Source organism: Ilumatobacter sp. (genome assembly GCF_049588435.1).
GTDB lineage: Bacteria > Actinomycetota > Acidimicrobiia > Acidimicrobiales > Ilumatobacteraceae > Ilumatobacter_A.
The window spans coordinates 1-10625 of sequence record NZ_JBAVYV010000217.1; the positions used below are offsets into that span (position 1 = coordinate 1).

At 66.4% G+C, this 10625-nt stretch carries 9 protein-coding genes; 3 read left to right on the forward strand and 6 right to left on the reverse strand.

The genetic code is table 11. From position 1 onward, the window contains the following. Positions 1–48: 48 nt before the first annotated feature. The gene (locus WBV89_RS08265; protein ID WP_423980856.1) at positions 49–942 is read right to left on the reverse strand and encodes an SDR family oxidoreductase; all 894 of its coding nucleotides are present in this window, start codon (positions 940–942) and stop codon (positions 49–51) included. Between the two features lie 55 nt (positions 943–997). Continuing rightward, positions 998–2236: an acyl-CoA dehydrogenase family protein gene (locus WBV89_RS08270; protein ID WP_423980857.1), complete on the reverse strand. Its 1239-nt coding sequence runs from the start codon at positions 2234–2236 to the stop codon at positions 998–1000. Between the two features lie 87 nt (positions 2237–2323). On the opposite strand from WBV89_RS08270, the gene WBV89_RS08275 reads away from it, so the two are divergent. After that, positions 2324–2869 (forward strand): DUF4333 domain-containing protein, encoded by a 546-nt coding sequence (locus tag WBV89_RS08275; protein WP_423980858.1) that lies wholly within the window; start codon positions 2324–2326, stop codon positions 2867–2869. A gap of 39 nt (positions 2870–2908) precedes the next feature. Here the strand turns inward: WBV89_RS08275 and WBV89_RS08280 are convergent, their stop codons facing one another. From WBV89_RS08280 to WBV89_RS08295, 4 genes are all read right to left on the reverse strand, one after another. Next, entirely contained in the window at positions 2909–5320 is a 2412-nt protein-coding gene (locus WBV89_RS08280; RefSeq protein ID WP_423980859.1) for a glycoside hydrolase family 65 protein, read from the reverse strand. Then, on the reverse strand, positions 5320–6066 hold the full coding sequence (locus tag WBV89_RS08285; protein ID WP_423980860.1) for an HAD family hydrolase: 747 nt from the start codon (positions 6064–6066) through the stop codon (positions 5320–5322). The genes WBV89_RS08280 and WBV89_RS08285 overlap by 1 nt, the downstream gene beginning before the upstream one ends. Positions 6067–6153: 87 nt before the next feature. After that, the gene (locus WBV89_RS08290) at positions 6154–7776 is read right to left on the reverse strand and encodes an AMP-binding protein (protein WP_423980861.1); all 1623 of its coding nucleotides are present in this window, start codon (positions 7774–7776) and stop codon (positions 6154–6156) included. A 16-nt stretch (positions 7777–7792) separates the two neighbouring features. Next, positions 7793–8599, reverse strand: a complete 807-nt coding sequence (locus WBV89_RS08295; RefSeq protein ID WP_423980862.1) for an LLM class flavin-dependent oxidoreductase — start codon at positions 8597–8599, stop codon at positions 7793–7795. Positions 8600–8697: 98 nt separating this feature from the next. Between WBV89_RS08295 and WBV89_RS08300 the strand changes: the two genes are divergently transcribed. Then, positions 8698–9831, forward strand: coding sequence for an acyl-CoA dehydrogenase family protein (locus tag WBV89_RS08300; RefSeq protein ID WP_423980863.1), 1134 nt, complete (start codon positions 8698–8700; stop codon positions 9829–9831). Continuing rightward, positions 9831–10625, forward strand: a 795-nt coding sequence (locus WBV89_RS08305; protein WP_423980864.1) for an enoyl-CoA hydratase/isomerase family protein, incomplete at its 3' end; no start/stop codon positions are given. The genes WBV89_RS08300 and WBV89_RS08305, both read left to right, overlap by 1 nt.

Here is a 10625-nt window from a genome sequence, read left to right on the forward strand (position 1 = left end):
GGTGAGACGGAATCGGGCCGAGAAGATCAGCTCGGGGGCTCGATCAGATCAGGACAGCGCCTTGAGGAACATCGCGGTCTCCTCTGCGATCGCCGCCGGGACCTCGTATCCCTCCTGGTCGGTGACGGTGTCCCAGTTGTCGCGCAGGCTCTCCGGCGTGAGGTCGTTGGACGTGTAGCCCTGGCACTCGGCGATGAACACCTCGGCCACGCGGCCGCCGCCGACCGAGTACACCCGGCCGGTCGATTCGCAGGACTCGTGCGAGAGGTAGGTGACGAGCGGCGACACCAGCTCGGGCTGCAGCTTTTCACCGAGCGCACCGAGGAGGTCCTCGGTCATGCGGGTGTAGGCGAGCGGCGCGATGGCGTTGGCACGAACGTTGTACTTCGCTCCCTCGACGGCGAGCACGTTGGTGAAACCGACGAGGCCCATCTTGGCGGCGCCGTAGTTGGCCTGGCCGAAGTTGCCGAAGATGCCGGCCGCCGACGAGGTCGACACGATCCGGCCGTAGCTCTTCTCGCGCATGATCTTCCATGCCGGGCCGGTCACGTTGAACGCGCCGCGGAGGTGGACGTCGAGCACCGGGTCGACGAGGTCGGGTCCCATGTTGTGGAACGACTTGTCCCGCAGGATGCCCGCGTTGTTGATCAGGATGTCGACCGTGCCGAACGCGTCGACGGCGGACTGCACGATGCTCTCGCCGCCTTCGGGTGTGGCGACGGAATCGGTGTTGGCGACGGCTTCGCCACCGGCGGCCTTGATCTCATCGACGACGAGCTGGGCGGCGCCCTTGTCGGAACCCGAACCGTCGACGGCCCCGCCGAGGTCGTTCACGACGATGAGCGCCCCGCGGGCCGCCATCATCAGCGCGTGCTGCCTGCCGAGACCGCCACCTGCACCGGTGATGATCGCTACCTTGCCGTCGAATCCGAGATCAGTCATGGGGGACGAAGATATCGGCGGGCGCCCATCGGGCGTCATTCCACCCCGTGTGACGTCAGCGGCGGAGCAGATCCTTCGCGATGTGGGTGATCTGCAGCTCGTCGGTGCCGGCGTAGATCTGCAGGACCTTGGCGTCGCGGGCGATCTGTTCGACCTGGAACTCGCTCATGTATCCGTTGCCACCGAAGATCTGCACCGCCTCGAGCGCGACCTCCATCGCCGCGCGCGCCGAGTAGAGCTTCATCGCGGAGGCCTCGGCGAGCGTCAGGCCGACGCCCGCCTGGGTGGTCTCGATGTAGCGGAAGACCAGGTTCTCGACGTTGAGTCGGGCGACCTCCATCCGGGCCAACTTGTCCTGGATCAGCTGGAACTCACCGATCGGCTTGCCGAACTGGACGCGCTCCTTGGCGTACTCGATGCTCAATTCGAGTGCCTTGTCGATCATGCCCAGCGCCATCGCGGCGACGCCCGACCGTTCGATCGCGAACGTGGCCTTGGCGCCTTCGCGCCCGCCCGACGGGAGGTCCTCGGTTCCACCGATCAGACGATCGATCCCGACGCGGACGTCGTCGAGGAAGAGTTCGCCCGTCGGCGACGAGTGCATCCCCATCTTGCGCAGCGGCTTCGACTGCTCGAGACCCGGCATGCCGGTGTCGAGGACGAACGAGAGGATCTTGCGTTCTTCGGGCGGATTGTCCTCGTCGAGCTTGCAGATGTAGATGATGGTCTCGGCGTAGGGCCCATTCGTGATGAACGTCTTGGAACCGTTCAGGAGGTACTCGTCACCGTCACGGCGAGCGGTCGCCTTCATCGAACCAAACGCGTCGGATCCCGAGTTCGGCTCGGTGATCGCCCATGCACCGATCTTGTCGAGGGTGAGCAGATCGAGCGCCCAGCGTTCCTTCTGGGCGATCGTTCCCTTGCTCATGATGGCGGCCGACGCGAGACCCATCGACACCCCCATCGCCGTCACCATGCCTGGGGAGTAGCGGCAGAGTTCGATGATCGGGATCATCGACAACGACGGGTCGTGGCCAGAGTCCTTGGCCGGCCGCTCCGGTGGGGTCTCGCCGGCAGCGATCGCGGCCTCGACCGACTTCTCGAAGGCGATCGTCTTCTCGAACCGGTCGCGTGCCATCTGGTCCATGCCGAACGTGGCGAACAATTTGCGTAACAGGTCGTACGGCGGGGTGTCGCCGAACTCGAGTTCCTCACGCCGAGGTGCGATCTCCGCCTCGATGAACTCGCGCACCGCGTCGCGGATCATCAGCTGTTCGTCATTCCATGCGTACATCGCCGCCACGGTACCGACGGGCGGCGCGGGTGGAATGGCTGCGGATCACGATCGCCGGTCTGCTTGTATGGGCCGATGCTCAACTCCATGCAACGGCGACTTTCGATCGGACTGGTCTCGGCGCTCCTCGTGACCGCCGCCGGCTGCTCGTTCTCGATCGGCGGGAAGTCGCCGGAGTCGGCGGGCGAGGAGCTGATCGAAGGAGAGCTCAGCGAGAAGCTCGGAGTCGACTTGACCGACGCCGACTGCACCGAACCGGCGGACGACGAACCGGGCGAGGAATTCACCTGCACGGCGACGACTCCCGACGGCGAGACGATCACGTTCCAGGGCGTCGTCGAGACCGACGACGAGATCTTCGTGGCCGCGTCGAACGTCATCATCGCCGAGGAGATGGCGGTCGTCGAGGAGGAGGCGGCAGCGGTTCTCGGACCCGAGGTCGGGGTCGAGATCGACCCGTCGCAGGTCGAGTGCCCGGAGGAGACGACGGTGCTCGACGGCGACGAACTGCGGTGTGAGATCGTCGACGCGGACAACGGAGATCGTTACGTGTTGACCGCGACGTTCGGCGGCTACGTCCTGCATGAAGGCTTCGACGAGCGGTACTACGAGATCGGAGATCTGATCGAGTGAGCAGTGGGCGGATCGCCCGGGATCGACGCCTCCAGTGACCTATTCGCTCGGTGCGCGTTCGATGTGGTGGGTGATCCCGTCGTGGATGACGATGCGGTTCTCGTCGTCGATGATCGACACACCGATTCCGTCGACGTGGGTCAGCTCGCACCCGGCGGGTGTCAGCGCGACCTGCATCGTCGATCCGTGTCGGTGGATCCGGAAACGGACCGAGTCGAGGTTCGCCGGGAGGCGCGGCGCGAACGCCAATGCGGTGCCGTCCTCGGTCATGCCCGCGAACCCGTGGACGATCCCGGCCCACACGCCGCCGCAGTTGGCGATGTGGACACCGTCAGCGGTGTTGCCGTGGACATCGCAGATGTCGAGGTAGAGCGCGCGTCGGAAGTAGTCGTGCGCCAGCTCGTCGCGGCCGACCTGTGCTGCGACGATGCCTTGGACACACGCCGACAGCGACGAGTCACCCGTCGTGATCGGGTCGTAGAAATCGAAGTTGCGGCGCTTCTGCTCCGCGGTGAAGTGTTGTGATCGCAGATACATCGCGAGCACGACGTCGGCCTGCTTGAGCACCTGGTGGCGGTAGATGACGAGCGGATGGAAATGCAGCAGGAGTGGGTACTTCTCGTCGGGGACGCCCTCCCAGTCCCACGGTTCGAGATCGAGGAATGCGGTGTCCTGCGGATGGATCTCGCGCTGCTGGTCGTAGGGGATGAACATCGCATCGGCTGCCGCGTCCCAGGCGTCGAGCTCGGACAGCTGCAAGCCCGTTCGGCGCTGGATCGATGCGAACGCGTCGGGATTCCACTCGGCGAGGAACCGGACCGTTCGTGCCGCGTAGCGGAGGTTGAACCGCGCCATGACGTTCGTGTACAGGTTGTCGTTGACGACGGTCGTGTACTCGTCGGGACCGGTCACGCGATGGATGTGGAACGAGCCGCTGTTGTTCGTCGCGTAGAACCCGAGGTCGTTCCACAGTCGCGCTGTCTCGGTGAGGATCTCGGCGCCTTCGTCGGCGAGGAACTCGACATCACCGGTCGCGTCGAGGTAGCGGGCGAGCGCGAAGACGACATCGGCGTTGATGTGGTACTGGGCGGTTCCTGCGGCGTAGTAGGCCGATGCCTCCTCGCCGTTGATCGTCCGCCACGGGTACAACCCGCCGACCTGGTTGAGGTCCTGTGCCCGTCGGCGCGCCGCGTCCAACATGTGCCAGCGGAAGCGGAGGAGCTTGCGAGCTGCGATCGGGTCGGTGTACGCGAGGAACGGAACGACGTAGACCTCGGTGTCCCAGAAGTAGTGCCCGTCGTATCCGCCGGCGGTGACGCCCTTCGCGGCGATTCCCTGCTCCTGGGTCTTGATCGATGCCTGCGCGAGTTGGAACAGGTTCCAGCGCATGGCCTGTTGCGCGGTGTCGTCACCGATGATCTCGACGTCGGCGGCACGCCAGAACCGGTCGAGGGTCGCCACCTGCTCGGCGCGTAATCCGTCGATGCCGGTGTGGAGCGCGCGATGCAGCGTCCGACCGCACCGATCGACGAGCTCCTCGCAGGGGACGCCTGTCGACGTGTGGTACGCGACGTACTTCGTGATCGTGATCGGGACGTTCGGCTCGCCGTGGATCTCGAACACGGTCTTGGCCAGGTCTCCGCCGACCTCGGTGGTGGCGGTGAACTCGGAAGATGTGTTCAGCTGGTGGTGATATCCGCAGGCGAGGGTCATCCCGCTGTTGACGCACGTGTATCCGAGGATGACATCGCCCGAGCCCGTCTCGTCGCTCGAATCCTCGCGAGACGTCGGCCGCAGCACCCGATCCTCGAACTCGGACCCTCGGCGCGGGTCGTGTTCGGGTTCGGCCTCGCCCAGCGCCGCGCCCTCGACGTGGTACTCGTCCTGGCCGTCCTGACGGTTGAGGAGTTGCGACGAGATGACGACCGGTGCCCCCTCGTCGAGCAGTGTGACCTCGAAGGTCAGCACGGCGAGATGTCGTTCGGCGACCGAGACCATGCGCGTCGACCGCACCCCGATGCGCTTGCCGCTCGGGGTGCGCCACAGGAGATCGCGCGTCAGATAGCCGGTCCGGAAGTCGATCGATCGTTCGTAGTGCTCGAGGTCGGCGGTCGAGAGCAGCAGTGGCTCGTCGTCGACGTACAGCTTGATCAGCTTTGCGTCGGGAACGTTGACGATCGTCTGGCCGACCTTGGCGAATCCGAACGCGTTCTCGGCGTGTTGGATCTCCCACGTCTCGTGGAACCCGTTGATGTACGTGCCGTGCGAGTGGGCGTCGCGGCCTTCCTCGGGGTTGGCGCGCATCCCCAGGTACCCGTTGCCGACTCCGAAGAGGGTCTCGGTGTGGCCGAGGTCGGCGGAGGAGTACTCGGTCTCGACGAGCCTCCACGGCTCCACCGGGAAGCGGTGCGCTTCGAGCCCGGTCGGTGGCGGGAGATGGTTCGATGCCATCAGGAGTTCCCGCTCGTCACCGGATGGCCGGGTAGCAGTTCGCTCAGGTCATCGACCACGAACGTCGCGCCGTGCTCGAGCAACGCCGCGTGGCCGGCACCCCGATCGACACCGATCGTGACCGCGAACGAGCCATTGGCACCGGCGGCGACGCCCGACACGGCGTCCTCGACCACGACCGTGCGTGCGGGATCGATGCCGAGTCGCTGCGCACCGAGCAGGTATCCGTCAGGAGCTGGCTTGCCGTCGAGATCGAGATCCGCGGCGACCACACCGTCGATGACCACGTCGAAGCGGCCATCGAGTCCGGCCGCGGTGAGGACGGGCACGGCGTTCTTCGACGACGAGACGATCGCCGAGGGTACGTCGGCCTCGGCGAGCAGATCGAGGGTGGCCTGGGACGACGGGAACGGCGCGATGCCGTCCCGTTCGAGGATCTCGTTGAACAGGGCGTTCTTGCGATTGCCGAGAGCGCACACCGTGTCCTCGCCGGGCTGATCGTCGGGGTCGCCGTCGGGAAGTGTGATGTCGCGGCTGGCGAGGAACGACCGCACACCGTCGTAGCGGGGCTTGCCGTCGATGTACGCGAGGTAGTCCGCCTCGGTGTAGTCGTAGGCGGCGAAGAGTTCGCCCCAGGCGTGTTCGTGGATCTCTGCGGTCGGGGTGATCACGCCGTCGAGGTCGAACAGCACGCCGTCGTAGTCGGTCCAGCGGAAGTCGGCCGACGTCGGGGGATGGGTCGCCATCGCCACGATGCTACGGCACGGCGACGGGTCGAGCTCAGGACTGCGGCCATGCACATCGGTGCCAGGCACCGATGTGCGTGTCGTGGCTCAGTCGGCTGACGCGATCGACTTCAGTGAGGTGTAGTCGAGTTTCCCGTTGGCGGCTCGTCCGATCGACTTGATCTCGATGACGTGCTTCGGGGCCTTGTATGCCGCAAGCCGGGCCTTGACGTGCTCGCGCAGGCCTGCCTCGTCGAGCGTCGCGCCGGGCGTCAACTCGACGAGCGCGTTGATCGCCTCGCCCCACTTCTCGTCGGGAAGGCCGACGACAGCGGCGTCGGCGACATCGGGGTGCAGCTTCAGGCATTCCTCGACCTCCTCGGGGTACACCTTCTCGCCACCGGTGTTGATGCACTGGCTGCCGCGACCCTTCAGGTTGATCGTCCCGTCGAGCCCGACGGTCGCGTAGTCACCCGGGATCGAATAGCGAGCGCCGTCGATCATGACGAACGTCTCGGCCGACTTTGCCTCGTCCTTGTAGTAGCCGATCGGTGTACGGCCGCGGATGGCCACGCGCCCGAGCTCGTCGCTCCCGCCGACGACATCGCGTCCGTCGTCGGTGATGACCCGGGTGTTCGGTCCGAGTTCGAACCGGGCGGTGTCGCTGGTCGCACTGGCGGACGATTCCTTGGTCGTGGTGTTCGTCGCCATGCCGATCGCCTCGGAGGAGCCCAGTGTGTCGACCATGATCAACCGGGGGTTGTGACGCAGCAGACCCTCCTTGGTCTCCTTCGACCACATCACGCCCGACGACACGATGACCCGGAGCGACGTGATGTCCCATCGATCGGGCTCGGCGTCGAGTGCGCGCAGGATCGGCTTGGCGAACGCGTCCCCGACGATCGATGTCGAGTTGACGCCGTATCGCTCGACGCTGTCGAGGAACTCGTCGGCGCTGAACGAGCGCCCCTCCATGGTCGTGATCGACCCGCCGACCATCAGGTTGCTGATCGCGTTGAACAGCCCGGTGCCGTGCATCAGCGGTGCGCCGGGCATGTTCCGCGGTCCGGCCTTCGAGACGCGAGAGGTCGCTGCGTCGAGGTCCTGCTCGGGTGGCATCCGCTTGCGGTTGTTCGCGTCGAGTACTCCGAAGAGATCGTCCTGGCGCCACATCACGCCCTTGGGCATCCCCGTCGTTCCGCCGGTGTACAGCAGGACGAGATGGTCGCCGGAGCGGCCCCAGTCGCCTTTGACATTCTCGTCGGTCCCGGCCGCCGCCGCAGCTTCGTACTCGGTCGCCCACGACGGGCAGTCTCCCGACCCGTCGTCGACCCACAGCCAGGTGGTGACGCGGGGAACCCTGGCGCGCACGGCCTCGCACTGCTCGGTGAAGGTGCCGTGGAAGACGACGGTCGTGACGTCGGCGTTGTCCCACAGATAGACGAGTTCGTCGGCCGCGTAGCGGTAGTTGGTGTTGACGATCGCCATCCCCGCCTTGAACGCACCGAACACCGATTCGAGGTACTCCGGTGAGTTGTAGAGGTACTGCGCGACCTTGTCCTGCTCGGCTGCTCCCTCGGTATCGAGCAGCGCGGACGCAACACCGTTCGCACGACGGTTGAACTCTCGCCACGTCAGCCGGCGCTCACCCTGCTGCTGCGCGAGCTCGTCGGGGATCTGCGCGGCCATCGCTTCCCAGAGATCGGCCAGGTTCCATCCGGTGTCGCTCATCGTGCGCGAACGGTACTCAGCGGGGCGGGCCTTCGCGCAGCCGGTCGTAGGCGGCCGCGACGGGGGAGTGCTCACTCATCGCTCCCCACATCGACTCGATCCACCACGTCGCTCCGGCGTTGGCGTACGCGGCGGGCGAATGTTGGGTCCACTGGCCCTCCACCACGATGTCGGCGCCCGGGTTGGGACCCGACTCGATCATCGTCCGGAGTTCCGCGACTTCGAGGAGGTCGGCCTGTCGAGCTCCACCTTCCGTCTCGGGATCGAGCACCTGAGGGATCACTCCGTCCCACCGCAGGGCTCGGGCCATCGACTTCGGTCGCCCGAGGGCACCGACGCACCAGATGGGGACGCGTGGCGACTGTTCGATGTTGCCGATGGTCGGGAACTCGCTCGGCTGTACGGAGTAGTGGCGTCCCGTGTACTCGAACGGCTGGCCGTTCCAGAGACCGCAGACGACGTCGAGGCACTCGTCCATGAGCTCGGCGCGGGTTCGCCGGTCGCACTCCTCACCGAACGTGTCGAAGCCGGAGTCCACCGCTCCGAGACCGACGCCGAGGGTGACGCGACCGTTCGAGAGTCGATCGACCGTGGCGACCTGACCGGCGAGCTCCCACGGTCGTCGTCGGGACGGAGGGGTGAGCATCGTGCCGAGACGGATCTTCGACGTCCGCACGGCGGCGAGTGCGAGTGAAATCCATGCGTCGACGCCCCACACCGGTTCCCAGACGAACAGCCCGTCCCACGATGCGCCCTCGGCTGCTTCAGCCAGATCACCGATGTCGGCGGCGTCGCCCCACGGGACCACGAAGCCGTACCTCATGATCCGACCGTACCCCACCCGTGTTGCGCGGCGTGTCCGGCACGTCGCCCGACGTACGCCCCGGCCGGATCGCGAAACTTCTCGTCTATGGTCGGCGGATGAATTCCGCTGTCGTCGACGCTGCGATCGAGCTCGCCGAACTCATCGAATCCCACGCCGACGAGGCCGAGGCGGCACGCCGCCTTTCTGCGCCCACCGTCGAAGCGCTGGTCGATGCCGGCCTGATGCGGATGTGTGTGCCTCGAGAGTACGGAGGCCCCGAGGTCGATCCGGTCTCGATGATCCGGGCGATCATGCACCTCGCCCACGCCGACGGTGCCGCCGGATGGTGTTCGATGATCGCCTCGACCACGTCGTCGCTGTCCGCGTTCCTTCCCCCCGAGGGAGCGACCGAGGTCTACGGCGACCCGACGTCGGTGAGCGGAGGGGTGTTCGCTCCGAACGGTCGCGGCGCACGCTCGCAGCGCGACGGGAACGATGGCGTCGAGGTGTCCGGCCGCTGGGCGTGGGGGAGCGGGACGCAGCACTGCAGTTGGGTGCTGGGTGGCGTCATGTGTGATGACAACGCGTTCCGGCTCTGCTGGTTCCCGAAGTCCGACGTCCGGTTCATCGACACGTGGCACACCGGCGGGATGCGCGGCTCCGGATCGCTCGACTACTCCGTCGAGAACGCATTCGCTCCGCTGCACCGCACGATCCAGCCCGGTGTGACCCACCCCGTGGTCGACACCGCACTCGCCCGGTTCCCGAACTTCACCTTGCTCGCAGCGAGCGTGTCCGCGGTCGGACTGGGTGTTGCCCGGCGGGCGCTCGACGAACTCAACGACATCGCACAGGGCAAGCAGCCCCAGTTCTCGTCGCGCACGCTGGCGCACAACGGCTTCACGCAGGTGGAGTACGCGCGTGCCGAGGCCACGTTGCGCTCGGCAACGGCATTTCTGCTCGACGAGATCGCGATGGCGTGGGAGTCCGTCGAAGCGGGGGATCAGGTGAGCCTCGATCGACGAATCGGCATCCGACTCGCGGCGACGAATGCTGCCTCCAGCGCGGCGGCCGCAGCCGACGCCGGCTTCACGCTCGCCGGCGGAACAGCGGTGTACGACACGAGCGTGCTCGGGCGCTGCATGCGCGATGCGCACGTCGTCACGCAGCACATCCAGACCGCCCCGAAACTGAACGAGAAGATCGGCAAGTTGTTATTCGGCCTCGACGACGATGTGAGCATGTTCTGATGTCCGGCGACGCTCCACTCCTGTCGACCTCCGACTTCGAGACCATGCGCTTCGACCGTGACGGTCACGTCCTGACGGTGACGATCGATCATCCCGAATCGCCGATGAATGCCGTCGACGCGACGCTGCACCGCGAGTTCGCCGCACTGTTCGCGATGCTCAAGCGGGAGGACCTGGCGCGGGTCGTGGTACTGACCGGGTCGGGCCGGGCGTTCTCCGCTGGCGGCGACATGGGCTGGTTCCCGGAGTTACGCGACCCGGCGAAGATGCATGCCCTCCGTCGTGAGGCGAAGCAGATCATCTGGGACGAACTCGACATCGAGATCCCGATCGTGTGTGCGTTGAACGGACCGGCGGTGGGTCTGGGCGCGTCGATCGCGCTGCTCTGCGACGTAATCGTGATGGCGGACTCGGCGGCGATCATCGATCCGCACGTTCAGGTCGGATTGGTCGCCGGCGATGGTGGCGCAGCGATCTGGCCGCTGCTCGTCGGGCCACTCGCAGCGAAGCGCCACCTGATGCTCGGGCAGCCACTCGCCGCCGACGATGCCGTGCGTCTCGGTGTCGCCGCCGAGGTGTGTGCGCCGGAGGAGCTCCAGACGACAGCACGGGACTGGGCGGATCGGATCGCAGCACAGGCGCCGCTCGCCGTGCAGGGGACGAAGATCGCCGTCAACCAGCAGATCAAGCAGGCACTGTTGACGAGCTTCGACCTGTCGACGTCGCTCGAGATGCCGTGTTTCGTCTCGGAGGACCACGCCGAGGCGGTTGCCGCCTTCGTCGAGAAACGCGCA

Coding starts and splice junctions, on each gene's coding strand:
- WBV89_RS08300 (WP_423980863.1), top strand. CDS start 8,698: ATGAATTCCGCTGTCGTCGACGCTGCGATCGAGCTCGCCGAACTCATC.
- WBV89_RS08280 (WP_423980859.1), bottom strand. CDS start 5,320: ATGGCATCGAACCATCTCCCGCCACCGACCGGGCTCGAAGCGCACCGC.
- WBV89_RS08270 (WP_423980857.1), bottom strand. CDS start 2,236: ATGTACGCATGGAATGACGAACAGCTGATGATCCGCGACGCGGTGCGC.
- WBV89_RS08275 (WP_423980858.1), top strand. CDS start 2,324: ATGCAACGGCGACTTTCGATCGGACTGGTCTCGGCGCTCCTCGTGACC.
- WBV89_RS08285 (WP_423980860.1), bottom strand. CDS start 6,066: ATGGCGACCCATCCCCCGACGTCGGCCGACTTCCGCTGGACCGACTAC.
- WBV89_RS08265 (WP_423980856.1), bottom strand. CDS start 942: ATGACTGATCTCGGATTCGACGGCAAGGTAGCGATCATCACCGGTGCA.
- WBV89_RS08295 (WP_423980862.1), bottom strand. CDS start 8,599: ATGAGGTACGGCTTCGTGGTCCCGTGGGGCGACGCCGCCGACATCGGT.
- WBV89_RS08290 (WP_423980861.1), bottom strand. CDS start 7,776: ATGAGCGACACCGGATGGAACCTGGCCGATCTCTGGGAAGCGATGGCC.